The sequence below is a fragment of the Myxococcus sp. RHSTA-1-4 genome (assembly GCF_020037125.1).
Classification (GTDB): Bacteria; Myxococcota; Myxococcia; order Myxococcales; family Myxococcaceae; genus Myxococcus.
Genome location: NZ_JAIQDG010000023.1, coordinates 145,173 through 172,109, shown reverse-complemented (window position 1 = coordinate 172,109; position 26,937 = coordinate 145,173). Strand labels below are relative to the sequence as shown.

The 26,937-nt window shown below is 71.2% G+C and carries 19 protein-coding genes; 5 read left to right on the top strand and 14 right to left on the bottom strand.

Annotated features, from left to right (window positions below; translation table 11 throughout):
- Nucleotide 1: 1 nt before the first annotated feature.
- Genes K8638_RS28570 through K8638_RS28555 form a run of 4 tightly spaced genes read right to left on the bottom strand, consistent with a single transcriptional unit; the run spans nt 2 to nt 7,811 of the window.
- Complete coding sequence (locus K8638_RS28570) at nt 2-4,723, bottom strand: MG2 domain-containing protein (protein ID WP_223757816.1); 4,722 nt, start codon at nt 4,721-4,723, stop codon at nt 2-4.
- The gene (locus K8638_RS28565; protein WP_223757815.1) at nt 4,720-6,324 is read right to left on the bottom strand and encodes a hypothetical protein; all 1,605 of its coding nucleotides are present in this window, start codon (nt 6,322-6,324) and stop codon (nt 4,720-4,722) included. The genes K8638_RS28570 and K8638_RS28565 overlap by 4 nt, the downstream gene beginning before the upstream one ends.
- On the bottom strand, nt 6,321-6,908 hold the full coding sequence (locus K8638_RS28560; protein WP_223757814.1) for a DUF1175 family protein: 588 nt from the start codon (nt 6,906-6,908) through the stop codon (nt 6,321-6,323). The genes K8638_RS28565 and K8638_RS28560 overlap by 4 nt, the downstream gene beginning before the upstream one ends.
- A 9-nt stretch (nt 6,909-6,917) precedes the next feature.
- A complete protein-coding gene (locus K8638_RS28555) occupies nt 6,918-7,811 on the bottom strand; it encodes a DUF2135 domain-containing protein (RefSeq protein ID WP_223757813.1) in 894 nt (297 codons plus the stop codon).
- A 246-nt stretch (nt 7,812-8,057) separates the two neighbouring features.
- Between K8638_RS28555 and K8638_RS28550 the strand changes: the two genes are divergently transcribed.
- On the top strand, nt 8,058-8,432 hold the full coding sequence (locus K8638_RS28550) for a glyoxalase (protein WP_223757812.1): 375 nt from the start codon (nt 8,058-8,060) through the stop codon (nt 8,430-8,432).
- 27 nt (nt 8,433-8,459) lie between these two features.
- On the opposite strand, the gene K8638_RS28545 is transcribed toward K8638_RS28550, so the two are convergent.
- The 6 genes from K8638_RS28545 to K8638_RS28520 all read right to left on the bottom strand — a co-directional run bounded on the left by K8638_RS28545 (nt 8,460) and on the right by K8638_RS28520 (nt 16,329).
- Entirely contained in the window at nt 8,460-11,258 is a 2,799-nt protein-coding gene (locus K8638_RS28545) for a hypothetical protein (RefSeq protein WP_223757811.1), read from the bottom strand.
- Nucleotides 11,259-11,292: 34 nt separating this feature from the next.
- Nucleotides 11,293-11,925, bottom strand: coding sequence for a hypothetical protein (locus K8638_RS28540; RefSeq protein WP_223757810.1), 633 nt, complete (start codon nt 11,923-11,925; stop codon nt 11,293-11,295).
- A gap of 32 nt (nt 11,926-11,957) precedes the next feature.
- On the bottom strand, nt 11,958-13,619 hold the full coding sequence (locus K8638_RS28535) for a hypothetical protein (protein ID WP_223757809.1): 1,662 nt from the start codon (nt 13,617-13,619) through the stop codon (nt 11,958-11,960).
- Nucleotides 13,620-13,813: 194 nt separating this feature from the next.
- Nucleotides 13,814-13,981 (bottom strand): hypothetical protein, encoded by a 168-nt coding sequence (locus K8638_RS28530; protein ID WP_223757808.1) that lies wholly within the window; start codon nt 13,979-13,981, stop codon nt 13,814-13,816.
- 194 nt (nt 13,982-14,175) lie between these two features.
- Complete coding sequence (gene infC, locus K8638_RS28525) at nt 14,176-14,901, bottom strand: translation initiation factor IF-3 (RefSeq protein ID WP_223757831.1); 726 nt, start codon at nt 14,899-14,901, stop codon at nt 14,176-14,178.
- 597 nt (nt 14,902-15,498) lie between these two features.
- Complete coding sequence (locus K8638_RS28520; RefSeq protein ID WP_223757807.1) at nt 15,499-16,329, bottom strand: phytanoyl-CoA dioxygenase family protein; 831 nt, start codon at nt 16,327-16,329, stop codon at nt 15,499-15,501.
- 251 nt (nt 16,330-16,580) lie between these two features.
- On the opposite strand from K8638_RS28520, the gene K8638_RS28515 reads away from it, so the two are divergent.
- The 3 genes from K8638_RS28515 (at nt 16,581) to K8638_RS28505 (ending at nt 19,865) form a co-directional block, all read left to right on the top strand.
- Nucleotides 16,581-18,137, top strand: coding sequence for a serine/threonine-protein kinase (locus tag K8638_RS28515; protein ID WP_223757806.1), 1,557 nt, complete (start codon nt 16,581-16,583; stop codon nt 18,135-18,137).
- A gap of 70 nt (nt 18,138-18,207) precedes the next feature.
- On the top strand, nt 18,208-18,822 hold the full coding sequence (locus tag K8638_RS28510; protein WP_223757805.1) for a DUF938 domain-containing protein: 615 nt from the start codon (nt 18,208-18,210) through the stop codon (nt 18,820-18,822).
- 185 nt (nt 18,823-19,007) lie between these two features.
- Nucleotides 19,008-19,865, top strand: a complete 858-nt coding sequence (locus K8638_RS28505; protein ID WP_223757804.1) for a TonB family protein — start codon at nt 19,008-19,010, stop codon at nt 19,863-19,865.
- Nucleotides 19,866-19,929: 64 nt separating this feature from the next.
- On the opposite strand, the gene K8638_RS28500 is transcribed toward K8638_RS28505, so the two are convergent.
- Together K8638_RS28500 and K8638_RS28495 are read right to left on the bottom strand one after the other, a co-directional pair.
- Nucleotides 19,930-21,369 (bottom strand): DUF4153 domain-containing protein, encoded by a 1,440-nt coding sequence (locus tag K8638_RS28500; RefSeq protein ID WP_223757803.1) that lies wholly within the window; start codon nt 21,367-21,369, stop codon nt 19,930-19,932.
- A gap of 339 nt (nt 21,370-21,708) precedes the next feature.
- Complete coding sequence (locus K8638_RS28495) at nt 21,709-22,116, bottom strand: arsenate reductase ArsC (protein WP_223757802.1); 408 nt, start codon at nt 22,114-22,116, stop codon at nt 21,709-21,711.
- Nucleotides 22,117-22,435: 319 nt separating this feature from the next.
- On the opposite strand from K8638_RS28495, the gene K8638_RS28490 reads away from it, so the two are divergent.
- Complete coding sequence (locus K8638_RS28490) at nt 22,436-23,419, top strand: TerC/Alx family metal homeostasis membrane protein (RefSeq protein ID WP_223757801.1); 984 nt, start codon at nt 22,436-22,438, stop codon at nt 23,417-23,419.
- A 21-nt stretch (nt 23,420-23,440) separates the two neighbouring features.
- Here K8638_RS28490 and K8638_RS28485 read toward each other — a convergent pair whose 3' ends face one another.
- Entirely contained in the window at nt 23,441-24,289 is an 849-nt protein-coding gene (locus K8638_RS28485; RefSeq protein ID WP_223757800.1) for a hypothetical protein, read from the bottom strand.
- 171 nt (nt 24,290-24,460) lie between these two features.
- Nucleotides 24,461-26,731 (bottom strand): PAS domain-containing sensor histidine kinase, encoded by a 2,271-nt coding sequence (locus K8638_RS28480; RefSeq protein ID WP_223757799.1) that lies wholly within the window; start codon nt 26,729-26,731, stop codon nt 24,461-24,463.
- Nucleotides 26,732-26,937 lie beyond the last annotated feature (206 nt).

Genomic DNA, 26,937 nt, shown 5'->3' with positions numbered 1-26,937 from the left:
GCTACAGGTCGCCCGTGCCCTTCTTCGAGGGCACCACCTTCAGCGAGTCCGCGGCCGTCCGCCCGTGGATGCTGGCGGCGTACATGTCCTCGATGCGCGCGGGAGGCGCGGAGAAGGTTCCCGGGAACTGCGCGCGCAGCACGTAGCCCACGGTGCGCGGGCTGTCGCTCCACCACGCCGGCTCCTCGAAGAAGAAGGTGGCGCGCTCCGGGTCCAGCACGCGGCGGCGGAGCGCCTCGGGGGCCAGGGGCAGCGAGTGCGGAGGACCGCGGAACACCTTGTCCTCCTGCAAGGGCACGAAGCCCGCGGGCACCGCGTCCTCCACCACGTAGTACGCCGAGCGCGCGCGGTTGTTCCCACGCGCGTCCAGCGTCAGCTCCACGTAGACCTCCTCGCCCTGGGACACGGTGTCACCCGCCTCGAGCTTCACCTTCCCGCCCTCGCGCAGCACGTAGTAGCTCCGCGAGATGGACATGCCCTCCGCCTTCGGCTGCACCGCCGGCAGCGGGGTGAGCGTGGCGGCCTGGAGGGTGGCCACGCCGTCGAAGCCGTCCACGTCCACCGAGCGCGTGCCCGGCTCCAGCACCGCCACCAGGCCCATGCCGCGCGGGGAGAATTTCACATCGCCCTTCACGCCCTTCACCGCCGGAGGCGTCATGCCGCGGAAGGCCTTCGCGTCGCGCTCCAGCAGCCACAGCGAGTGCAGCAGCGCGGTGCTCCGGTCGAAGGTGGACAGGTCCGGCTCGGACAGCATCTCCAGGATGCGGCGGCGCGCACGGGTGACGTCCAGCGTGCCGAACGACGCGGCGTGCGCGGCGATGGCCGTCATGCCCACGCGCCGCAGCGGGAAGCGGAAGAAGGACTCGCTCAGCTCCATCTCCTGGCCCGGCTTGTACGCGGCCAGCGTGGCGAAGCCCTGCGCGCTCTTCGCCACCAGCGAGTTGATGCGCGCCTGGAGCGCGGGCTCCTTCATGACGCCCGCCTTCTCCGCGGCCAGCACCGCCAGCGCCAGCGGGTACAGGTCGCCAGCCTCGGCGCTCTCCACCAGCGCGCGCGCGCGGGCCGCCTGCTTCGGCCCCTCCAGCCGCGCCAGCACGTAGGCACGCGTGGCCTCGTACTCGGGAGACAGCCCCTCCTGCGCCTCCAGCCAGCGGGCGCTCTCGGTGAGGCGGGGGTCCGCGCGGTCCACCAGTCCGGCCTCCGCCGCGTAGGCCAGCCCGTCCAGGGCGATGAGGGTGAGCGGCAGGCTCGGCGTGTCATAGCCGCCGAACCAGGTGAAGCCGCCGCCCTTCACGGAGAGGTTGAGGATGCGCGCGGTGCCCTGCACGGAGCGGCTGCGCGCCTCGGCCAGCAGCGACTGCGTGTCCGTGTCCAGCTTCGACAGCGCGCCCGCCTGCTGGAGCACCTGGTACACCGCCACGTTGGGAATGGTGGTGGAGACGAGCTGCTCCAGGCAGCCGTACGGGTACGTGAGCAGCTCACGCACGTTGGTGAGCGCCGCGTCCACGATGGACGGCTGGAGCACCAGCTCCACGCTCGCCAGCTTCGCCTCCTGGGGCGCGGGCACCTGCAGCGTGCCGCCGCCCCAGGCGCTCACCTTCACCACGTCCTCCACCGCCGCCGGCTCCACCTGGAAGAGCTTGCGGTCCTTCAGCGGGTCCTTGCCGCCCGTCACGTCCACCGCGAGCTGCGCGGGGCCCGTGGCGGTGGCCTTCAGCGTCACGGGCAGCACCTTCTCGCCGCCCTTCGCCAGCTCCACCTTGTGCTGCAGCTGGTCCGCCTCGAGCGAGCCCGCCGACGCCAGCTTCACGTCCAGGAGCTGGCTGGCCGGGGACTTCTCGCCCGCGGACAGGCGCACGGAGGCGAGCGCCTCGTCACCCTCGCGGAGGAACTGCGGCAGCGCGGCGTAGAGGTTGAGGCCACCGCGCGTGGCGAACTCGGAGGTGCCCTCGCCGAAGCGGCCGGACGTGTCCGCCGCCACCGCCGTCACCACCCACAGCGTCTGGTTGGAGGGCAGCGTGAAGCGCACCGTGGCGCGGCCGTCCCGGTCCGTCACCACCGCCGGAGCCCAGTGCGCGGTGTCCTTCTCCAGGTCCTTCGCCTGGCGGCTGGGCGGCTTGATGGAGGCGAAGGCCTGGTCCGGCAGCCCCGCCATCTTCCGCGCGAGCTGCTCGCCATAACCGTAGCCCTGGAACTCGGCGGAGTAGAAGTTGGACACGTTGTTGCGCGCCGGCGGGTAGAAGAAGTCCAGCACCCTGGGGCGGAACTCGCTCTGGATGGCGTAGACGGCCTTGTCCACCACGCCCACGGAGACCTGCGCCACCACGCCGCGGCCCTCATGGTCCACGACGCGCAAGTCCAACGTCTGCTCGGTGAGCGGCGCGGCCTCGGCGCGAGCGGGCTGCACCTCCACGGTGAGGGTGCGCTCGCGCGGCACCACGCGGAAGGCCACCGTGCGCTCCTCCCAGCGGCCCGTGGCCGTGGGGTACGCGACGGAGGCATACACCGCGCTGCCGAAGCGCTTCTCCACGTTGAAGCTGTGCACCAGCGTGCGGCCGGTCAGCTCCACCACCTGCGTGTCATAGAGGCTGGCGCCGGAGAGCGTCACCCACACCGGGCCCGCGTCTCGGGCGCCGGGGCCCCAGCCGTCCGGCATCAGCGCCACCAGCCGCGCGGTGTCGCCCGGCTCCAGCGTGCCGGACAGCGACGCCAGCGTGAGGTTGGGCACCTGCGCCACCGGCTCGTCCGCGCCGCCGATGACGAGCAGCGACTCCTCGCCCTGCCACGTCTCACCCTTCTTGTCCTTCACCACCACGCGCGCCAGCACCGCGCCCACCTCGGAGGTGGGCACCTTCTCGCGGTGCGTGCCGTCCGCCGCCGTGGTGAACGAGCGCTTGCCCAGGCTCTTCTCCTCGCCGTCGGCCTTGCGAGACACGAACTCCACCTCGCCCTGCGTGACGCCGTAGGGCTTGCCGGACAGCGTGGTGGCGCGCACCGCCAGCATCGCCTCGCCGCCCTTGGCCACCACCGCGTCCGAGTACCGCGCCACGCCCAGCACCTCCACCTTCGACAGGAAGAACGCCGTGGTGGCGTTGGCGAACGTCTCCTGGTCGTCGCGCGCGCGGATGGTGAGCGAGTACCGGTACGGAATCCGCTCCTCGCCCGGAGCCAGCGCCGGCACGGACACCTCAATCTCCGCCTCGCCATTGGCGTCGAACGCGCTCGCGCTGGACCACGGGTCCTCGGCGGCGTCGCGCGCGGCCACGGACGAGTAGAGGCGCTCGGGGACGCTCAGCTTGCCCTCCGTGCTGGAGGCCGAGCCGTACGTCACCGCGCTGCCCCCGCCGCCCTTGCCGGCGTCATCCACCCACGCGGGCGCGTCCAGCAGGCTGCGATAGAGGAAGACCTCGTACTTCGCGCCCTCGGGGACGCCACCGGCGTAGCGGCGGGCGCGCACCTTCACGCGCAGCGTCTCGCCGGGCACCACCGTCTCCGACGCGGGCTCCACCTCCAGGTAGAAGGTGGGCTTCACGTAGTCCTGCACGCGGGCTTCGCCCTGGTGCGGCTGGCCATCCACCTCGGCCTCCACGCGCAGCACGCCGGTGCCCAGGTCCTCCGGCACCTTGAGCGTGCCGTTGAAGGCGCCGAACTCGTCCACCGCGGCGCGCGTGGTGAGGGCACGGCCCTCCTGCGAAATCAGCTTCACCGTCACCTCGCGCTTCTTCGGCGTGAAGAGGCGCGCGAGGAAGGTGTCCGGCTGGCGCACGAGGCCGCGGTACTTCACCTCGTGGCCCGGCTTGTAGATGGGCCGGTCGCTGTAGATGAACACGTCCGGCGCCACCGCCAGCGTGGAGTAGAAGTCCGTGTCGACAATCGCCGTGTCACCGCCCGTGGACGCGGTGGCGATGATGCGCGGCTCTGCCACCTCCAGCGTCACCTCGCCCTTCTTGTCCGTCTTCGCAGCCGGGCCCTTGCCCTTGGGCAGGTACACCTGCACGTCCGCGCCGACGGCGGGCTTCTGGTCCCTCCCCGCCACACGCACCAGCACCTGGCCATCCGTCTGCTTGAGCTGCACCGTCAAGTCACTGACGACGAGCACCACCTGCCCCTCCACCCGCCCCTGCACGAGCTGGAGGACGTAGGTGCCGGCCGGCAGCGGCGCCAGCACCACGCGGCGCTCCTGGAAGCCGCTGCTCTCGTTCGACGAGGTGAAGCCGGGGACGTTGAACTCGCGGTCGGCGCCGCCCAGGTCCAGGTTGAGCCACTGGCTGCGCGCCACGGTGAAGCCGGGCGGCACGCCCACCAGCTTCTGCGGCCCCTCGGCCACCCTGGCCAGCGGCTCGCCGGAGCCCGGCACGTCCGGCGGCCTGGGCAGCGAATCACCCACCACCTCGCGGAAGCCCGGGTTGAGCGTGTCGAGCAGCCACATGCCCGGCGCGCTCACGGCGTTGAGGCCGCGGCTGAGCGCGCGGCCCGGGTTGTTCAGCGTGGGCGGCGTCTGGTACGCGCGCCGCAAGTCCCCCTGCGCGCGGATGAAGGCATCCAGGCTGTCCGGCTTGAGGACGCGCAGCTCCACGGGGCCCTTGTCCTCGAAGGCCACGTCCACCGCCACCGGCTCCTGGCTGCCATAGGAGCGCGGCACGGTGATGTAGAGCGGCTTGGCCGCGGCCACGCCGGACAGCACCAACGCGGCCAGCGCCGCGAGACGAGCAACGGTCTTCATGACCCGAAACCTCCAGGAACCAGCGAATCGCCCTGCACGGTGCCGCGCAGGCCCAGGTACGGCAGCGACTCCAGGTCGCGCCGCGCCGCTTCGATTTCAGGGGGCACCGACTTCGGCATCGGCGCGTTGCGCCCCACGCGGGACTCGGACAGGAAGCCGTCCATGGTGAGGCCGCTGAGCAGCCGTCCCGTGTTCACTCCAAAGGCCACCGACGTGGGCGCGCGAAGCCCCGCCACCACCGGCCCCGCCGCGTTGAGCATGTTGGGCGTCTTGCCCTCGCAGGCCTTGCGCAGCCGCTCCAGCTCCGCGTCGTTGGACGCCATCACCACGTGGTTGCAGAAGGTGCCCGTCACCAGCCGGTTGTAGCCGCCGGAGAAGAGCTGCCGCAGCGCGGCCTCGTCCTCGGTGCGGCCCCAGAGCACCGCCATTTCAATGGGCAGCGCCGAGTCACCGCGCGGCGTCCACACCAGCGCCACCTGCCGCGTGCGCGTGGGGCCCTTGCCGCCGTCCTCCTTCCAGAACTCCTTCAGCGAGTCCTCGCCCAGCGACTCGGGCAGCTTGAGCTGCACGGCCAGCATCACCGGCGTCTCCTCCGGCACCAGCTTCAGCAGGTCGTCGGACAGCGGCGCCGCGTCCAGGCGCGCGGGGCCCTCCATGAGCTGGCCCGCGATGCCACGGCCCACCAGCTTGTTGCCCTCCACGCCGAACTGGAGCCGCGCGCCCGGGGCCAGCCCCACCACGTGCGTCAGGAGCTGCACCTCGCGGCCGTACGCGTCCGGGTCGAAGCCCAGCTCCACGTCCACGGTGTCCGCCGCCTTCAGCTCGGGCAGCGCCGCGCACAGGCCGTGGAGCACCGCCACCGGGTGACGGGCCAGGACCATGCGGTCCTCGGTGCGCGCCGCCCACAGCGTCTGCTCCGCCACCAGCCAGCGCTTCATCTCGTACGTGCCGGCGGCGCCGCCCGGGCAGCTCGACGCCGACATGCCGCCGCGGTTGGCCACGCCGTCCAGCGCCTCGAAGGCGGAGGTGGAGGCGGTGCCCGGGGCGGGGATGATGAAGGCGGGGGTGCTCGCCCGCGCGTCACCGGCGAACCACACCATGCGGAAGGGCGCGTCGAGGAGCTGGTTGGCGACCAGGTCCAGCACCGCGCCCTTGAACTGGCCCTTCAGGTCCTCGCCGGTGGAGCCGAAGAAGGCGGCCCATCCACCCACGAAACCCTGGCCCAGCGGCTTGCCGAGCTGCTCCTTCAGCCAGGTGTTGCCGGCCATCGCCTCGCGCACCTTGCCGGGCCGGTGCACGTCCACCCAGATGGCGGGAGGCGCGGCGGTGCCGGGCACCTCCATGGTGGCCACCTGCGTGTCGGGCATGCCCTCCACCTCGGCGCCCGCGCTGGGAGGGCCCTCCCGCGGGCCGGTGACGAGCGGAGCCCCACCGGAGCCGCCGGACGTCCCGCTGCGGCGGCCGAGCACGAAGGCGCCCGCGATGGCGGCACCAACGAGGACGGCGACGAGGCCGATGAGCATCGCCTTGGGCGGGCCGCGCCGGGGAGGCGGGGCCGCCGGAGGAGGCGCACCCGGAGGAGGGCTGGACGGAGACGTCATGGCATCCACTCCTTGAAGCGGAAGTAGCCGAGGAAGCCGGCGTTGTTCGGCACCGGGCGCCACTCCAGCGGCGCCTCGGTGGCAAGGTTCTGGAGGAGCCCGGTGCGCACCGCGGCGCCCTTCTCCCCCGGGTGGTAGACGACGCGAGCGGGCGCGTGGGCCCGGTCCTCCGGGCGCACCACCAGCATCAGGTGGAAGACGGGGCCGGAGTCGTGCTCCTGGCGGAAGGCGAGCACGTCGCCGGTGCGCAGCGACTCACGCGTGGCGTCGTCGCGGCCCAGCGGCCGGAAGCTGTGGGTCAGCAGCATCTCCGCGTCCGCGAAGTCGGCGGGGCGGCCGCGCTCATCCCTCCACAGCGGTGAGGTGAGGCGCTCCGGGGCGGCATGCTTGTACGCGGTGCGGAAGGCGAAGCGGATGAGGCCCGCGCAGTCGCGCTGGTCCGGGTGCCATGCGGCGTCCTGCTTGCGCACCTGCGCGAGCGCCACCTGCGCCACCTGCCGCCGCAGCAGCACGTCGCGCGACTCGGGCGCGGGCGCCGCGGGTGCGGACGCCTCCAGAAGCAGGAGCAGGGACAGGGCGAGCATGGAATGCGGTCAGTAACCGCCCTCGCCTTCGGCGCCGCTGGTCTGGAGCTCCTTGAGGGCCTCGGCGAGGTTGGTGGGCCAGTCCGGGTGCTTGGGCTTGGGGTCCTGCGCGGGGACGTACACCTCGGCCTGCCCGTCGCCGAGCACGTTCACCCAGGCCAGCACGCGGGTGGTGCCCGGGGTGGCCAGCGGGATGCGCACCATGCGGCGGATTTCGTGGGGCGTGCCCTCGAAGAGGGCGAGGTTGAGGGTGGCCACGGTGTGGGCCTTGTCGCCGCTGGGCCAGTAGTTGGTGGCCACGAGGTACACGCCCTTGGGCGGCGCGCGGTGGATGTAGAGGTAGGGGCCGTAGGCGGGCTGGTCGAAGTCACCGCCCTGCTCGTTGAGGAAGAAGGTGCCGCCGGAGGGGCTGGCGGTGTCGGCCCAGTAGACGTGGGCCATCTCCGTCACCTGGAGCTGGTCACCGGCCTCGCTGGAGCCGGTGGGCTCATAGATGTGGAGGTCGGTGTAGACGCCGTCGGTGTCGCTGGTGAGGACGACCTTGAAGGGGACGGGCGGAATCTGCGCGTAGCTGGTGGCCTGGGCGCGCGCGGTGCCGGCCTGGTTGGTGGCCATCACCGTGACGATGTTCTTCCCGCTGGCGGCGGGGAACTTGCGGCTGAAGCGCCCGCCGTAGGTGCGCATGAGGTAGCGGTCGCCGTTGATGGAGACCACCACCGGGTCGATGGTGGTGTCGCTGACGGTGCCCTCGACGAGCATCATCCGGTCCACCGTCCACCCGCCGGAAGGGGCGGAGAGACGGACGGTGGGCAGCGTCTTGCCCTTGCCGATGGGCACACCCTGCTGGCGTGGGTTGGCGGGCGCTGTCTGCGCCAGGAGCACGGCGAGGATGACGGAGAGCATCGCGCGTCCTTGTGGGAGGAGTTCCGCCAGAGCGTCGGCGGGCGGACAGACTGATTCAGCACGGGCCTCCATTTCAAGTCGCCTGCCAGTCGCCTTCCGGGGCGATTCGGGACGGGCGCGTGGTTGGCCCCCCCCCACGAAGCGCGGGCCCAGGGCCACGGAGGGCGTCACGGGGCGTGGCCCTTCAGCCGCGCTGGGAGTCCGGGCAGACTCCTACGCGCCCTCATCTCGGAGGTAGGAAAGACCATGATTCAAGGACTGGATCACGTTCAGCTCGCCATGCCCCGGGGCCAGGAGCCCCAGGCGCGGGTCTTCTACGGCGGGCTGCTGGGCCTGCGGGAGGTTCCCAAGCCGCCGGAGCTGGCGAAGCGCGGGGGGCTCTGGTTCGAGCTGGCGGATGGGCGCGGGCTGCACCTCGGCGTGGAGGAGCCCTTCCTGCCCGCGAAGAAGGCGCACCCGGCCTTCCGCGTGGCGACGCTGGACGCCCTGGCGGGGGCGCTGCGGGCGGCGGGGCATCCGGTGACGTGGGACGACTCCGTCCCCGAGGTGCGCCGGTTCCACGGCGCCGACCCGTTCGGCAACCGGCTGGAGTTCCAGGAGGCGGCCGGGGGCCAGCGCTGAAGTCGTCCCTCCCCGTGGGCTCCCGGGTCAGTTGGGGAAGCTGCCCACGTTGACGGAGAAGCCGAAGAGGAAGGCCGGCTCCCATTCGCCGCGTGCCCGCTTCCCCCACTCCACCCAGAAGACCGAGGCGAGACCGGACTCGATGCTGGACGGCAGCTTGATGCTGCTGGGGAACCGGACGGCCATGCCCGTCACCAGTGACAACTGGGGCGGCTTGATGCCGGCCTGGGGAACGGTGGACAGCAGCACGCCCGCGTGGAGCTGCGGATTGAACGAGAGGAACTGCTTCGCGTTGTCGAAGTCGTAGACCTCCAGCACGGCCAGCGCCCCGATGCCGAACACAGCGGCCTCCAGCCTCCTGTAGGACGTCGAGCTGGTCGCGTCGTAACCCGCCCCCGGCCAGCGCACGAGACCGGTCGGAATCTCGATGGTGAGGAACGCCCGCGGCCCGACACCCCGGACGATGCGTCCAGCGAAGTAGCTGGGCATCCGGCGCAGGTCCGCTTCCATCCGGGACTTCGGGAACGAGCCGTCACCCACCACGTACCCCGCCTCGGAGGCATGCGCGACGGTGACACGGACGACCGAGTAGTCCTCGAGCTGGATGCTGCCTCCCTTCTGCAGGAGGATGGGGACCTCGACCGTTCCATTCACCACCTCGAGGTCGTCCCGGTTCCGGAGCGTGACGGACTTCGTGAAGAGGTTCGTCTTCTCCTTCCCCTGCTCCTTCGGGAGGATGTCGGCGGTGATGGTGAGGGACTGCTCGCCCACGGACTGGAGCAACTCCAGCGCCTCGGTCTTCAGCTCCAGCGGCCCCTTGTCGTCCGAGGCCTCGCCGATTCCATTGCGCCGCAGGGAGATGACGACCTTGCAGTGGTCCAGGTCCTCGGCGGGCACGGCTCGCGGTCCCGAGTAGGCGGAGGCGATGACGGCGTTCGACTGATACTCCGGGGCGAGGCTGGTGACGGACCGCTCGGCGGTTTCGGTACGGGAGTTCTCACAGCGCACCGAGGCGCGTTCCTGGATGTCCAGCGCGCTGCGCAGCGGTTTGGAGCGCAGGTTCGTCTTGTGCTCCAGGTAGCCGAGTTCCAGGGTCTCTGAGCGCGGATCCTTCAACCCTGGCAATACATCTTTCACCAGGGGTTTGTAGACGGCCTGGAAGGAAAAGCCGTCGTCCGTCTCTCGCTGGGGAACCACGCAGAAGACACCGTCGTTCCCCTGGAGCCCCTCGTTCTGGTGTCCCCTGTCCTTGCGCTGCCAGACCTCTCCATCGCACGGATTGATGTGGAGCGACACGGGTCGCAGGCGCCACACGTTCAGGTTCTCGGCCTCGAAGAAGAGGAGGTTGTTCCGGTTGACAGCCAGGTCCTTGAAGCCCGCCGCCCCGATGTCTTCCCACGCCTGCCACCTGGAACTGCCCTGCTTGCCATGGGGCTCCCGGACTTCGACTCGCACTGGCCCCGCGAACGCGGGTGGCGTGTTGACGGCGAGCTGCATGGGGAAGGTGCCTTGTCGGAGATTCACGTTCGTGCCGTCGGCATATGCCAGCCGGAGGGTGGCCTTGCCCCCCGCATCCGCCACGACCTTGGAGATGGGAAGCTCAACCACGACTGTCGGAGACCAGCTCTCGGCCAGAGACTGCCCCTCGTCGGTCTTGAAGGAGGAGGGCTTCAGATGCTGCCCCGTGCTTACCTGGAGGCCCTCGACATGGACGCTCCACTGTCTCCATTGCTTCGCATCAAGGCATGACCAGTAGTCGAGGCTGCCGCTCTTGTACCCGACGATCTGAAGGTAGAGTTTGGTGTCGCGAAAGCCAGCCAAAAGCGGCGTGAGCGGAGTGACCTCGTAGCTGCACTCGTCCTGCTGCACGACTACGAGCAGATGCGTCTGCGGAGTCTCCCCCACATACACCCGGTCGTTCGGTAGGGAGAACAGGAGCCGAACGGGTTTGGAGAGCTGCGTTGGCGTCAGGGTCAGGGAGATGGGGGCCACTCCCCCTGCTTGTGGGTACAAGCACGTAAACTCGGCAGCATTACATGGAACCGCGGTCTTGACCGCCGCCGTTGCAGTCTGGGCCAGAAGCTGCAATTGCCTGCGCACCAGCATCAATGACACACTTACGGGGGCCTCGGGCTTATTGGGGGCTGAAATGACAGGGTTCAGTTCTGAATCCACGAGCCGCCACTTGCTGAACGAGAACTGGGTTGGCGCCAGAGACTGCCCCTTGGTGGCATCCAAGACCTTGACCCCAGGTGGGGCTCCGGCCGGCGTGAGACTCACTTGAAGCTCGGTGGGAAGCGCCTCCACCGCCCCCTCGAGAAGATAGGCCACCGAGCCATCCGTGGCGGTCGTCCAAGCGCCCTTACCGGCGGAGAAGTTGAGCGGCCGCAGTGCCCAGGCCTTCTGCGCCTCCGGGTCCTTGATGGACATTCCCTTGAGGACGAGCAGGAACTTCTGCTGCCCCATGCTGTCAGGCTCGATGAACGTGTCCGTGGGCGCCGAGCCCGCCGCCGTGGAGAAGGCTGGCAGGACAACGAGCCGGACGCGCTGCCCCGAAGTCCCCTCCGCGCAGGTGTCCGCGGCAGCGACACTGAGATTCCGGCCCCCAGTTCCCGCCGCGGCCACAGTGAATGTCTTGTCGTCCACTCTGGCGGCGGCGGTATGCCCGTCCTTGCACACGGAGTACCCCGGCGGAACCTTGTACTGAGCAGGCGCGCCAGCCTCCTCGTAATACCAGGTCAGCTCCGCCGGAGCGTCCGGCTGCGCCGCGGCATGCGTGGCCCCGAGGAGCAGGACCGCCAGGATGAACGAACGCGTGGGCTTCATGTGACGTCTCTGTCCTGAGCGTGGGGTGTGGGCTTCAGCCAGCATCCGGGGTGACTCCTGCATCGGGGCTCGTGCCCGCATCCGGGAAGAGGTCCTCCACCCGGGCGCCGAAGCAGGTGCCGTCGGGCCGCTCGCGCAGGCTCCCCGCGTCCGGCACCTCGCCCACGCACTCGCGCGAGGTCACGAACCGCGCCGCCAGGCCCGCGTCGGCACACTCCGGCGCGGGCTCGGCGCAGCGGCGGGCCGAGCAGAGGCAGAACGTATTGGCCCCTCCGCAGCGCAGCGGCTCTCCATCCGCTCCGAGCACGCCGCACCCCTGCTCCGCCGCGCCCTCCCCCGGACACAGCGGCTCACTCGAGTTGGCCAGCACGTAGTTGTTCGCGGCCTCGGGGGACACGCACTCGGGCCCGTCGTCCCCCGCGTCTTCGCCAGGGAAGGAGTAGCGCCAGCCGGACTCCGGACACTCCTCCGGCTCGGGCATGGCGCAGCGATTGTCCGTGCAGATGCAGCGCTCGTTGGGGGCATCACAGCGGGCCACGGCGTCCCCCTCGACCCGGACGCCACAGACGAAGTTGTCCTGTCCGGACACCACGGCACAGGCGGCGGGCAGCAGCGACGCGCCGAGGCCGCACACAAGAGCCAATGCGAGATTTCGCGGGTTCGACATGGAAGGGTTTCTCCGGGCGACGCGGGCGGTCTTCAGGGGGAGGGCGGGGGAACGCGGTAGGTCAGGGCAGGGTCCGCATCCAGCGTCAGCCCGAGGTTCGTCCTCATCCCGGACTCGCTGAAGCCGCGCAGGTAGCCCGTGGATACAGTCACGAAGAGGTAGCGCGTCACGCGCACGAGCAGCGACGGGGCCACGAACCACTGGGCGCCATGCTCCTCGTGCCGTCTGTCGCTGAAGCTCAGGCTGCCGTCGAGCCCCAGGCGCACGAGACTGTCCGTACCGAAGACCGGCCGGGGCAGTCCCGTGCCCAGGTGCGCCGAGAGCACGTACTCATGGTGGGCCCGTGGCCAGAACACCCGCCTCCAGGTGAGCTGTCCGGCGAGGTACCGGTTCGGCTCGACGATGAAGCCGAGCGCCGCCGGCCCGGCGCGCACCGCGTCTCCTCCCGGTGCCTCCACGGTCAGCAACTGGGCGCTGCCTCGAATGCCCATGCGCAGGGCGTCGGCCCCCTCCTCCACGCAGCTCGCATAGAAGGACCTCCGCCGCGCGGCGACCGAGGAGACGGAGCCCTGCAACGGGGGCCCCAGCCACGGAACGAGGGCCTCCACCGCGCCCATGCACTCCAGACGCTTCCAGTAGCGGGGGTCCCTGAAGTCCCGGAAGTCATACCCGAGCGTGAGGGCATAACGCCGGAGACGTCCCGCGGGCTCCCCCGCGGCAGGGGGCGGGTCATCCGACGGGGTGGTGGTGAGCGGGACCTGGAGCCGCAGGATGGGCAGCCAGAGATTGATTTCGTCACGAGGTTCGGGAGGAGGCTTCTCCCGGAGCGGGAAGTTCGGATTGAAGGTGATGATGCCCTGGAGCCAGGAGTCCTCCTCCGTGGAGGCCAGTCCCCAGGCCAGCGAGGCCGCGACCGTGTCCGGTCCGCCCAGCCGCTCGGTCACCCCCGCCTCGTCGGTCATGACGCTGGGCAGGCCGGAGTTGTTGCTGTTGAAGACATCCCCATCCGCGGCGCGGTCGAGGAAGTTCCAGCGGATTCGCTCGTCCACCTGCGCCGTGAGGGAGGCTGTCTTGCCAGGGTGCTTCGCGACGCTGGCGAGCCTGTCATTCCACCCCTCCATCCATTTCACGCAGAGCTTGCGACGCTCCCTGTCGCGGATGACCTCGGCCACGAGCGCGGACGTGGGGTTGCGTGGCTGCAACACCTCCGCTTCCAGGATGAGCTGCTGGCGCTCCAGCATCTCGAGGGCCTGGAGCAACTCCGCCCGCTGCTGCGCGCTGGAGACCTCTTCCCCGGGCGTCGTCGCGGGCGCGCCAGATGCCGCGGAGGTGCGGGCTCCATCCTTGGACACGGACGCGGCTGTGACCTCCAGCACCTGCCGCAGCCGCGTGACGCCCCCCTCAAGGGCCACCTGGTTCGAGGCGATGTCTTGCGTCAGCGTATCGGGAAGCTCGGTGCCAATCCCCCAGCACCTCGCGCGCTGCTCCCGGAGCGTTGCCCCGCCCTCCGCGGCCACCTCGCCCAGCACCTTGGCGCGCTCCACCCAGGCCTCATGTTGCCGCAGCAGCGCGTCCCGCTCCTTCTGCCCCAGCGCGGGAGCCGCCATCGCGGAGCACGCCCCCCCCACGCAGAGCCCGAGCCCCACCACGCGCCGCCACGTCCGCAGCTTCGATTCCAATACCCGCCTGGCCATGGCCCTCTCCGGTCGGCACGTCGCCACGTCAACCCGAGAGACACTCCAAGCGACTTCTGTGCCAACCAGTCAACACAGGCCTGGATGGAGGCTGCGTGAGACGGTGCAACCCGGATGCATCTGTTCCACGTGCGCAAGCGTTGCGTGAGCAAGCAGCCCTTGCGCCCGGGTCCGCGGCACACCATTCGAGGGCATCAGGTACGGGACGACCCACTCCGGATGTCCACGGCATCTCGCGGCGCGACGGGCTTCACCGCGGCACCCAGCCCCACTTCCACCCGGCCCAGGGCGAGCGCTTCGAGGTCATCGTCGGCGCCCTGCGCGCCGGAGACGTGCTCGACATTCCGCGGGGCGCGGTGCACCCCCTGTGGAACCCGGGCGACACGCCCACCCTCGCAACCTGGAGCACCCGGCCCGCCGGGCGCACGCGGGAGTGGGCCGGCTGCGAGGCTTCCGCCCGCCCATCCTTCCGCGCCCGGAGCCTCTCCGGGCTCACGGAGGCGCGGCGTTCCGCCACACGCGGTGGAGCGGCTCCACCGCGTGTCAGCGGTTTCCTTCAGGTCGAGGCGGGCTGCGTCTCGCCGGCCGGCTGGCCTTCCCGCGCCTCGCCCTGCTTCTGGGCGGCGGGAGCCCCGGCGGCCGCGGGAGCCGCGGGCTTGCCACCGGCCTCCTTCTCCCCCGGAGGCTGCTGGCGCTTGGCCATGGCGGCCTGGCGGGCCTGCTCGCGGGCACGCTGGGCGATTTTCGGCGTGGGGGCCAGAATCATGAACATCAGACGCCCTTCCATGCGGGGCGGCTGCTCCACGACGGCCACTTCCTTCAGGTCCTTCGCGACGTCCTCGAGGATGGCCGTGCCCTGCTCCTTGTGCGTGATTTCACGCCCGCGGAACTGGATGACGACCTTCGCCTTGTTCCCGTCCTCGATGAACCGCCGCGTGTTGCGGACCTTGAACTCGTAGTCGTGCTCCTCCGTCTTCGGACGGAGCTTCACTTCCTTGAGCAGGACCGTGACCTGGGCACGCTTCGCTTCCGAGGCCTTCTTCTTCTCCTCGTACTTGAACTTGCCGTAGTCCATGATCTTGCAGACCGGTGGACTGGCCATGGGGCTGATTTCGACCAGGTCGAGCCCCTCGGCACGGGCCATCTCCAGGGCCGCCTCGAGCGGCATGACCCCGAGCTGCCCGCCGTCGGACCCGACGACGCGGACCTCGCGGGCACGGATACGGCGGTTGGTTCTCTGGTCGCGGCTCCCGCCGCGGCTGCTTCTCTGTTCGCGAATGATGTGAGGCTCCTTCGAAATGGGTTTCAGGCCGGTCGCCTCAAAGGTGCGACCTGCCACTCCGGTACAACAAGGTGCCGGACGAGGATGTGAGGCAGCCCACCCCTTCCGTGTCCCAAGACTGGCAGGCAGCCCTCCGTACACAGGAGCGCCTCCAGGGACCCGCCCTCCTGGAAGGAGGGGAAGCCTGCGCTGGACTCTCTCCGACCCGGGGCGGCAATGCCAGAGATAACACGCGGCCCGCCCCCCTGCCGTGGAACCCCACGAGCGCCCCGGCGGAGACCGGCGGCACCTGGGGCATGGGGCCCTGGACGGGGTGTGGGAGGACGAGCCATCTCAAGGCCCGCCATCATGGGCTGGGGACGCTCCCGGTTCCAGGACCCCCCATCCCATGAAGGGCACTTTGTCGGCTGGACCGAAGTTGGGCCCCCCACGAACCGGCGCTTCAGGACAGGGGCCCTGCCCTCCGGGGCCGCGCTCCCGGCCCTGATTCCACATTCCAGGAAATTGAGCACTCCCAGCATGTCTCCTACCGGACCCGGGGTGGCACCTGGCAGGGGGACAGTGGCCCGCCCCGCCCGCTGCCCGCACACCCGGCGCTCAGGAGAAGCCGCGCGGTGGCATGGACGGCGAGCGGTGCAGCCAGTTGTCCTCGGGGTACCTGGCGGTGCCGTCGATGAGGTGCAGGGCGTAGGCGTGCCGGCTCTTCGGTGAGGTGTTGGGGCCGCTGCGGTGGGGCAGCAGGCCGTGGAGCACCACCAGCGTGCCCTTCTCCACCTCCAGCGGCACCATGCCCTCTTCCGGCAGGGGCGTGGGGTCGAGCACACGGAAGGTGGTCCCTCCGCCCTCGGCGCGGACGAAGCGCTTCTTCAGGCCCAGCGCGTGCCCGCCGGGCAGCGCCCACAGGCAGCCGTTCTCCAGCGTGGCGTCCTCCAGGGCGAACCAGAAGCCCAGGCAGGTGGGCGGCTCCGTGTAGAGGAACGTGGAGTCCTGGTGGGAGTTCACCTCGCCGCCGATGTGGGGCTGCTTGAAGATGTACATGGACTGGAGCAGCAGGGGCTCGCGCATCCCCAGCTCCGACGCGAGCGCGGCCAGCTCCGGCGTGCGGGAGAACCGGTCGAAGCGCGGGTCCAGGTCATGGAGCGCGTGGCCTATCTTGTTGATGGACAGCGTCTTGTCCTGCTTCAGCGAGCCGTCGGGCCGGAAGGCGCCCTCCTCGAAGAAGAACCGGATGGCGTCGCCGGAGGAGAGGAAATACGCGTCCGACGTCCGGGTCTGCTCGTGGGTGGTGAAGATGGAGACGGTCTCCGGCTGGAAGCCGGCCACCAGCTCCTCGGCGCGGGCCTTCAAGGCGTCACAGGCCGCCGCGGAGACGAACCCCGGCAGCACGAGATAGCCCTGCCGCTCGAAAAGTCCCGCCCGGTTCGTCATCCCAGCCTCCTGTGGCGCAAGGGGACTATCTCACGGGCGCCCGCTCATCGCCCATGCACCGGGCGAGCGGACACCCCGCGTCTCCCAGGCAACGGACACACGGGTAGCGCCAGGGTCGAAAGCCCCGGTCCCGGATGAAATCTTACTCAGCAGAGAGGTTATCAGCCTGTCCACCCATGGGGTAGTGTCCCGGCACGGGCGGAGCGGACCGCCCCCACTCAGGGACGGCTCTCATGGAGACACCACGGTCAATGCAGGACCTCGCGCCAGCCTCACTCCCACCGGGTACGGAGGTCGGCTCCTGGCGGGTGCTGGAGCGCAGGGGACGGGGCAACTACGGCGCCGTCTATCGCGTCGAGCGCATCGGGGACCCGGGCGCCGGGCCCTTCGCCCTCAAGCTGGCCACGCGCCCGCTGGACCTGCGCTTCGAGCGCGAGGCGGAGATGCTCTCCCGCATCCAGCACCCCGCCATCCCCCGCCTTCACGGAAATGGCCTGTGGCCCCACCCGGCGGGTCCGTTCCCCTACCTCGTCATGGAGTGGGTGGAGGGACAGCCGCTCTACGACTGGGGAAGGGAGCGGCACCCCACCTCCCGGCAGGTGCTCCAGGTCCTCGCGCAGGTGGCCCGGGCGCTGGAGGCGACACACGCGGTGGGCGCCGTCCACCGCGACGTGAAGGGCGACAACGTGCTGGTGCGCGCGAGCGACGGCCAGGCCATCCTCACCGACTTCGGCGCGGGCACCATCCGCGGCGCGGCCCCGCTCACGGCCCCACCGCTGCCGCCGGGAACGCCGCCGTACCGCAGCCCGGAGGCCATCCGCTTCCAGTGGGACTACCGCAGCCACCCGACCGCGAACTACGAGTCGCAGCCCGCGGATGACGTGTTCGCCCTCGGCGTCACCGCCTACCAGCTCGTCACCGGCACGTACCCACCGCCGCCACGCGTCGGCCACCCGGCAGCGGACGCGGGCACGGTGACACCGCTCACGCCTCCGCGCCTGTACGACCCGGCCGTGTGCGCGGAGCTCGATGACCTCATCCTGCGAATGCTCGCGGAGCGCCCCGAGGAGCGCCTCGGAGGCCAGAGCGCGGCCGTCGCGCGGGCGCTGGAGGAGGCCGCGGCCACGGCGGGCCCCCGGGCGGACCTGCCGCTCTCCGGGCCCGTGCCTCCCGTGCCCCACGCCGCCGCACGGGCCGGCGCGAGGAGCACCGGGCACACGCCCGCGCGTGCACACCCGTACGGCTCCGAGCACGAGCGCCCACACCTCCACGCGAGGAGCACCGGGCCTGACTCCATGCCCTCCCCCACGAACGGCACGGAGCAGCGGCCCGCGCCCACACCGCACACCTCCCACGGGCCCCTCTGGCGGGCCTGGCTCACGCTGGCCACCGTGGGCATGTCCCTACTGTCCGCCGCGACGGGCTGGTTCCTGCGTCCCGCTCCTGACTACGAGGAATTCGCCGTGGCACGGGCCACGCCGGACCTGGCTGCTTGCGATGGAGGCACCGTGGCGGTGGGAGACGCCGCCGTGGCCTCGCCCGTCACCATCCTCGCGCCGGTGCCTTCGCTCAACCTTCCTCCGGGCTTCCACCTGCCGATGCCGGACCGTCCCTTTCCCGGCCAGCGCAAGCCGCCCTGCAACCGCAAGGGCGAGGTGGAGCTGCGCGGTGGCTGCTGGTACGAGCTGGCCCGCGTGAAGTCCCCCTGCGACGACGACGCCTACGACTACAAGGGCGCCTGCTACCTGCCCTCCTTCCCCGTCCAGCGCCCGCACACCTCGGCGCCCGCCACGCACACGGCCCCCTGACGTCCTCCGGGGCACGGAGCGCCTCCCCAGCCCTCGCGCGAGCCCGGGAGGATGTGAGACACCCACGGGCATGAAGCGTCATGCCCCGGCCCCGGAACGCAACCGCGAGCCCCTGCTCGCCGTCCTCCGCGAGGTGATGCCCGCCTCCGGCACGGTGCTGGAGGTGGCGAGCGGCACCGGCCAGCATGCCGTCTTCTTCGCCCGCGCCTTCCCCGGCCTCCTCTGGCAGCCCACGGACGTGGACCCCGAGTCGCTGGAGAGCATCGCCGCGTGGCGCGCCGAGGAGGGCCCGCCCAACCTGCTCCCGCCCCTCCCCCTCGACGCGAGCACCGGCACGTGGCCCGTGACGTCCGCGGACGTCATCCTCAACGTGAACATGATTCACATCTCACCCTGGGCGTCCTGCCAGGGGTTGATGCGGGGCGCCGGGCGCGTGCTGTCACCGGGCGGACTGCTGGTCATGTACGGCCCCTACTTCGTCGAGGGCCGCGAGACGGCCCCCAGCAACCTCGCCTTCGACGCGTCCCTTCGTGCCAGGAACGAGGCCTGGGGCGTGCGGGAGCTCGGCGCCGTCACCGCCGAGGCCGAGCGGCATGGCCTGCGCCGCGAGCGCGTGGTGGACATGCCCAGCAACAACCTCACCGTCGTCTTCCGCAAGCCACCGGACGCGGGGCCCACGGGCTGAGCAGCCCTCCACGGTACACCCCCACCGGCAATGCGGCCCCGCGGACATCCGCCGGGAAACAATGGGGCCCCCCGCACGGACACGGGAGGCCTCCCCCCTTTACGGCGAGGGGGACCGCCACCACCCTGTGTGACTGATGGCCGGGCCACCCCGCGGCATTCGAGGGTGGGAGAGGGGACACGTCCATGCCGGACGCAGGCGCGAAGGCAGGCACCTTCGAGGGGGCCCTGTTCGCCTCCGTCCTGCACGCCCGCGCCCGGCAGGCCCGGGAGCGCGCACGCACCCTGTGGGTGGTGCCGCTCGTCATCGGCCTCCATGCCCTCGCGCTCCTGGGCCTCACCGTCTTCTGGCACGGCTCCGGCCGGGGCGGTGCCTTTGCCAGGAATGACGGTGGAGAGCTCATCCTCCGGCTCGTGCCGGCCCCCCCTCCGCCGCCCCCCGCGGCCACGGCCTCCTCCACCCCGGCCAGCGTCACCCGCGAGACAGTGGCTTGCAGGGCACGCCCCTTCCCGAAGCCCACCGTCTCCAAGCGTCCGCCCACTTCCAGCCAGCCGGAGCGCCCACCGGCCGGGACCGAGCAGGCACCGCCCCCGGACACCGTGACGGAGGAGGCCACCGCCGGCCTCGAGGAGGGAGTCCCCGGCGGAGTCGCGGGCGGCGTGGTGGGAGGCCTCGTGCAGGGCGTGCTGGGTGCGACCAACCCGGGCCTCGTCCTCGCGCCGCCGCCGCCCCGCCCCACGGAGGAGCAACTGACGACGTGGCGGGAGCAGTACTTCAAGACGATGTTCCGCGACCGCTTCGAGAACGTGCGCTACCCGCATCAGGCGGCCATGGCCGGCATCCAGGGCAGGCTGGTGGTGCGCATCTCCGTGGGCGCGAGGGGCCAGCTCCTCGGCCTGGAGATTGCCGGCCGCTGCCCCCACTCCGTGCTGTGCGACGCCGCGATGCAGGCCGTGCGCGACGCCGCGCCCTTTCCGGCACCACCGCCGGAGCTGGGAGGGCGCGTCACCGTCGAGCTGCCCTTCAACTACCACCTGCGCTGAGTCACGGGCCCGGCCCCTCGGCCGTGGGCAGCCGCATCCCACTCCGGAGCCCCCACGTGCCCTGCTACCGCACGGCCACGCCCGCGTCCTGGAGCGCCCGCAGCGCCCGCCAGTGCGCGAGGTTCCACTCGGGCCAGGTGGCGCCGGCCTCCTCCGGCAGCCGGTCCGCGAACCGGCCCAGCATGCCGGCGCGCCACTCCACGGAGGAGCCGGTGCCACGCACCAGCGCCGGCACCACGTCCGCGGAGAGGGTGCTGAGGTAGCCCACGTCCGGGCGGCCCGGCTCGGTGGGGCTCGCGAGGTTGAGGCGGACGATGAGCGCGTCCGGGTTGATGGCATTCACCGCCACCACCGCGCCCAGCGCCGTGGCGAAGGCGCCGATGGCGAACCGCTCGGGCCGCCACCACAGCGTCACCGCGCGCCACGCCAGCACCGCGCCCAGCGCGAACATGAAGACGTGGGTGAAGAGGCGCAGCCGCGTGTAGCCAAAGGCGTCCTCGTAGAGCGCCATGCGCTTCACCGCCGACGCGAGGATGACCAGGGTGAGCGCCACCATGAGAGAAGCCCCCACCCGGAAGGCCCCTTCCGCCAGCGGGGACTCCCGGCGAGTCCACCGCGCCAGCGCCATGACGAGCGCCAGGGTGAGCATGGACACGACGAGCAGCTCGAAGAAGCCCCGGCGCGCGTACTCCGCATAGGTGTAGCCCTCCGCGGGAGACGAGGCGCCGCCGATGAACAGGTACGCCACCTGGAAGCCGGCGAACACGAGGAAGAGCGCGTCCACCGCGAGGATGAGCGTGAGCGCCTCCGTGAGCCCCAGGCGCGGCCGGGCCGGCGCCACCTCGTCCTCTCCCAGCTCCCGCCCCTTGCGCCGGCGCAGCGCATGGCCGAGCACCCCCGCCGCCACGCACGCGGAGAACAGCACGCCGATGGCGCGGCCGATGGCCGTCCCGAACAGCGCCCACAGGTCCACGGCCAGCACCCGGCTGATGGCCGAGGCGAACGCCGCGTCGGCGGACTCCAGCAGCACGCCGAACACGGTGAGCACCGGCAGGGCGATGAGCAGGCCGCGAGCGAAGGGCACCAGGCGCGGCGCCTGCTCGCGCGCGACCTTCAGGTCCACCGAGTCCCGCACGAGCGCGGGCGGGTACGACATGCCCTTGAGTACGGAGCCCAGCGCCACCAGGGGATAACCCACGAGCCCCAGCCTCTGCACCCGGCCCGCCCCCCAGAAGTGCGCGAGCAGCAGGAGCAGCACGCCCGACGTCAGCACGTTGAGCACCAGCAGCCACGGGCTCGCGCGCACCGCCACGAAGCCGGAGATGACGAGCAGTGGCGCCGCGAGCCATGCATTGGGCCGCGCGCGCTGCCACCCCTCACGCCCACCCAGCAGCGCGAGCGCCCCCAGCAGGGCCACCACCATCAACGGGAAGGACACGCCCCACCGAGGCCGGTCCAGCAGCACCTCCGCGAGCACGCCCAGCCCCAGGGCCGCAACCAGCATGGGACGCGGGGCGCGCACCTGGGGCGGCAGCAAGGCGGCGGGAAGCGACGGCCGGTCCGGCGCCGGGAAAGGAGACGCTCCGGAGCGTGGCGCCATGCCGGGGGACGACGCCTGGGACAAAGCGGCGGGCGCGCCGAGAGGGGCCGGGTTCTGGGGAACGTACGTGGACATGACTGCGCACCTCGGACTGGGAGACGGCTCGAGACGTCCCCAGGATGCGCACGGCCCCGGCCTGGAACGTCGCTCCCGGGGCCGAGCGGTCGGGCCCCGGTGCCGGACGGTCCATCCCCTTCCCTGGCCGGCCCGGCCCTGGCGCCCGGCGCCGGAGGGCGGCGCGCGCTACCCGGCGCGCATCCAGCCTTCGCGCTCCAGCAACCCCGCCACGCGCGCGGCCACCTCGTCGCGGATGCGCTCCACCTGCTGCACCGTCTTTCCCTTCGGGTCCTCCAGCGGCCAGTCCTCGCGCTGGAGCCCCGGGACATGGGGGCACGCCTCGCCGCAACCCAGGGTGATGAGCCAGTGCGCGTCGCGCGCCAGGTCATCCGTCAGCAGACGGGGCTTCGCGTCAGAGAGGTCGAGGCCGATGTCACGCATCGTCTCCAGCACCTCCGGGTGCACGCGCTCTCCGGGCTGCGTCCCCGCGGACAGCGCACGCGCCTTGTCCGGGTCCGCCATCACATTGAAGAACGCCGCCGCCATCTGCGAACGGCCGGCATTGTGCACACAGGCGAAGATGACCTTTTTCATTTGAGCTGCCCCTCCGGTTGCTACGAATCGACGCGCCCCTCCCCCCAAGCGCTGGTGCCAGAAGCGGGTTCACACCGCCCTTCACGGACAGCGTGCATTCCGAGGCTGGCACATCCGGAGGCTGGATGCTCGCAAAGAGAGGGACCGGACCCTCGCCCGCCCCCCTGGGTCTGTCTTTACGCACCCCGTCACAATGGCCATCCGGTGACACCCGCACGCCCGCCCCGGTGACAGGGCGGCGTTGCCCCTACCGTTCCCCACCTCTTCCCGGCCGCCTGGAGGCAGCCCTCACGGAGGGATGCATAGGTTGGACAGAGCCATGCAGAACATTCCGACATGGGTCTGGGCGGTCTTCTGGGCGGTGGTGCTGGTGCTGCTCGTCGTGGACCTGCTCGCCCACCGGGGGCGGCATGGCGAGTCCCACAAGGCGGCCGTCATCTGGAGCTGCGTGTGGGTCGCGGCGGGGCTGCTCTTCGGCGGCCTCGTCTGGCGGGTCTTCGGCGCCCGGTCCGGGCACGAGTACCTCGCGGCGTACTTCATCGAGAAGAGCCTCAGCCTCGACAACGTCTTCGTCTTCCTCGTCATCTTCCGCAGCCTGGGCATCCCCTCCCGCTTCCAGCACAACGTGCTCTTCCTGGGCATCTTCGGCGCGCTCGTCTTCCGCGCGCTGTTCATCTTCCTGGGCGCGGCGGCGCTGGAGCGCTGGAGCTGGGTGGCCTACGTCTTCGGCGGCATCCTCCTCTACACCGCGTGGCGCGTGTACAAGGAGGACCCGGCGGAGCAGGTGGAGAACAAGGCCGTGCGCTGGCTGGCGCACCGGCTGCCCGTCACGCAGAAGCTGCACGGCAAGTCGTTCCTCGTCCGGCTCGAGGACGGGCGGCGCGTCGCCACGCCGCTGCTGCTGGCGCTGATGGGCCTGGAGCTGACGGACATCCTCTTCGCGGTGGACTCGGTGCCCGCGGCCTTCTCGGTGACGCAGGACACCTTCGTCATCTACAGCTCCAACGCCTTCGCCATCCTCGGCCTGCGGGCGCTGTACCTGCTGCTGGCCGGCACCGTGGGGCAGCTGCGCTACCTCCACTACGGGCTGGCCGGAGTGCTCGCCTTCGCCGGGTTGAAGATGGTGCTGGAGCCGTGGCTCCACGTCCCGCCGCTCGTCTCGGTGGCCATCATCGTCACGTTCATCACCGTGTCGGTGTGGGCCAGCCGGCGCGTCCAGAAGCGCGAGGACCTCGCCCGCGCCCGGCTCGGGGAGGAGGAGCGCCCCAGGGGCCCCACGCGCCACACCGAAGTGGAGGCGTGAGGCCCGGAGCGCGCCCGGACGCTAATCCAGGTCCTGCGCGGTGCCGCCACCCACCATGTTGATGTTGCTGGAGGCGCCGCCCAGGATGAAGCCGTCGAAGGCCGAGTTGGCCATCACCTGCACGCGGTCCTCGTACTTCTTCAGCAGCTCCACGTTGGCGGCGGCCACCTTCTTCGCGCCCTCGGACAGCCCGCCCGGCGCGTCCTCCTGCTGCTGCCCCAGGGAGTCGGCCGTGGCCTGGAGCTGCGTCCGGGCCTCCTCCAGCGCCTTGCGCTCCTCGTCGGAGAGCGAGTCGCTCTCCAGCTTCTGGTCCAGCTCCTCGAGCTGCTTGTCCAGGGCCTCGCGGCCCTCCGCCATGGCGCCCTGCATCTTCTCCATGCCGTCCGCCATCATCGACGCGTAGACGGTGGAGGTGATGGTCTGGAACTCGGCGGGAGACATGCCGTGCTTCTTCAGGTTGTCGATGTACGCGGCGCGCACGTCGGCCGCCAGGCCCATCATCAGGCTGGCCGCCTCCATGGCCGCGCCGACGTTGGCGTCCTTGTTGCCCTCACCGCCGTACTTCTCCTCGAAGGCCTTCGACTTCTGCTCGAAGTCCTTGAACACCGGCATCGCCCCCTCGCGAATCGCGAGGTAGGTGTCCATCCGCTTCGCGTCCAGCTCCAGCACCTCGCCCTCTGGGGGCGCCTGGAACGGGTGGCTCTGGTTGAGCTGCACCAGCTCCTGCTCCTGGGCCTGCATCCGCTGCGCGGCCTCGATGGAGCCGCCCACCTTGTTCTTGACCCACATGCCGCCGGCGACCAGCAGGCCGAAGCCGACCAGCATGAGGACTCCGCAGCCAATGCCGACGCCGATGAGAACCTTCTTCATGAACCCCTCCCGAACGGGTACTCCACCACGCCCCCGTGCTAACCGGGCAGGCCCCCGGGGAGCAAGGCCCCCCCTCTCCCACTCTGAGAGTCCATGAGGACGGCGCCGCGGGTCCTGGCCGGCGCGCCCGGGTGGCACCGTGGTGGCCCGGGGCCGCGCCCGCGAGGCCATTCACGCCCCGGCGGACGTCTCCGGGGCCCGCACCTCCACCTGGCGCGGCAGGCGCACCAGGACGGTGGTGCCCTCCAGCTCCGTGGAGCGCACGCGCAGCCCGCCGCCGTGCGCGTCCACGATGTGTTTCACGATGAACAGGCCCAGGCCCAGGCCGCGGCCGTCGCGCATCTCCTGGGGGGCGGCGCGCTTCAACGGCTCGAACAGCCTGTCGCGCAGCTCCTGGGGAATGGCCGCCCCCTGGTTGTGGACCGCCAGCACCACCGCGTCACGCGTGCCACGCGTGCGCACCCGCACCGGGCAATGCTCCGGGCTGTACTTGAGGGCGTTGTTGACCAGGTTGGTGATGACCTGCGCCAGCCGGTCCGGGTCCCACTGCCCCCGGCCGTCGCCGCCGCGGTCCACCTCCAGCCGCCGCCCCGGCCAGGCGAGCTGCACCTCGTCCACCACCTGCCGCGTCAGCTCGTGCAGGTCGAGCGGCTGTGGCTGCATGGGGATGCCACCGCCCAGGCGGGCCTGGGTGAAGTCCAGCACGTCGCGCAGCATGCGCGTGGCGCGCTCGGCGCTGGAGAGGATGCGGGCCATCACCTTGCGCTGCCGCTCGTCCAGGCCCTCGCGCCGCAGCAGCGTGGTGGTGGCCATGGTGATGGCGGCGATGGGGTTGCGCAAATCATGCCCGACGATGCCGATGAGGAGCTGCTCGAACTCCGCCCGCCGCCTGGCCTCCTGCTCCGCCTCCCGCTGCTCGGTGATGTCCTGCATGGCGCCCACCATGCGCACCGCGCGCCCCGTGGCGTCACGCACCACCTGTCCCCGGTCGGAGATGACCGCCCACGTCCCGTCCCCGCGCAGGAAGCGGTACTCGTCCGCCCAGCGCTCCTCGCCCCGCTCGATGACGGCCTTCATGTCACCGGCCACGCGCTCGCGGTCCTCGGGGTGGATGCACCCGGTCCACCACTGGATGTCCAGCCGCGGGTGGCCGGAGCACAGGCGGAACTGGCTCACGGCCAGCTCGCTCCACTCGATGCGGCCGGTGTCTATCTCCCAGTCGTAGATGACGTCGCTGGTGGCCAGGGTGGCCAGCCGGTAGCGCGTCTCCGACTGGCGCAGCACCTCCTCCGCGCGGCGGCGCTCGGTGATGTCCAGCGACACGCCCGCCACGCTCACCACCTTCCCGCCGGGCCCGAACACCGGAGAGATGTACGCCATGAACCAGGAGCCGCCCAGCTCCAGCTCCAGGGACAGGGACTCACCGGCCCGCGCGCGGCGCGCGGCCTCGATGAGGTCCGGGCGGTTGGCGTACACCTCGTAGGTGGAGCGGCCCACCAGCGCCCCCCGCTCCAGCCCGAGCGCGCGCAGCCCCTCCCCCTCCAGGAGGGTGATGGTGCCGTCCGCATCCGCGGACCAGAGGATGACGGGGAGCTGGGTGATGACGCGGCGCAACTTCTCGCGCGCCTCGTCCCGCTCGCGCTGGAGGCGCCTCGCCTCGGTGACGTCCGTGGAGATGCCGCAGACCGCGACGATGCGGCCCTCGGTGTCCGGCAGCGGGAACTTGAGCGACTGGTAGACGTGCGGCCCATCCGCGCCCGTCACCTCCTCGTCGGCGATGAGAGGCTGGCGGCCGGCGAGCACCCGCCGGTCGCTGATGGCGCAGACCTCCGCCAGCTCGGGTGGGAGCAGCTCCGCGTCCGTGCGGCCCACCACCTCGTCGCGAGTCCTGCCGATGGACTGCCCCAGGGCGCGGTTGATGAAGAGGTAGCGGCCCTTCGAGTCCTTGGCGTAGATGGAGGCCGGAGCGTGGTCGAGGATGGCGAGCAGCGTCGACTCCGTCTCTCGCAGCGCGCGCTCCTGCTCGCGGGTGTACTGCACCACGGAGTCCGCGAGGCTCGCGTCGAGCGCCTGGTTGAGCACGCGCAGCTCGGCCAGCTCCGGCCCCCAGCCCGCCTCCTCGAGCACCTCCAGGAGGGTGTCGCGCAGCAGGCCGTGCTCGAGCACCACCGCGTCCAGGCTCATGCCCGCCTGGTAACGGCTCCGGCCGTGCCTGCCGCCGACGGCCCGCGCCCTCTCCAGCTCGGATGCCACGAGCCCCCCCCGGATGATGTCCACCAACGAGTCCACCAGCTCGGGCATGTGGTCCAGCCGCTCCTCGCGGGTGAGCGAGCTCTCCCCGAACATCTTGCCCACCCGCACCTCCCAGCGCCGGATGAGGTCGTCACGGCAGGCCTCCATCAGGTCCGGAAGGGCACGGGCCGGCGTGGCGCAGGTGCTCATGCGAGCGCCTCCCCCGCCGGGCCCCAAAGCCCCGCCCCGCCAGCGAAGCCTCCGCCTGAAATGGCCTTCCTGGGTGGATGAGCAGAGGGCATGGCCGTCACCCTTTGGATACACCGCGTGAGACATGGGGGCTCCCCGTCCCCGCGTGCCGCCCGGGTGATGCCTCGAAGGGGAGGCGGCCACGAAGGCGCCCCCCATCCCGGGCG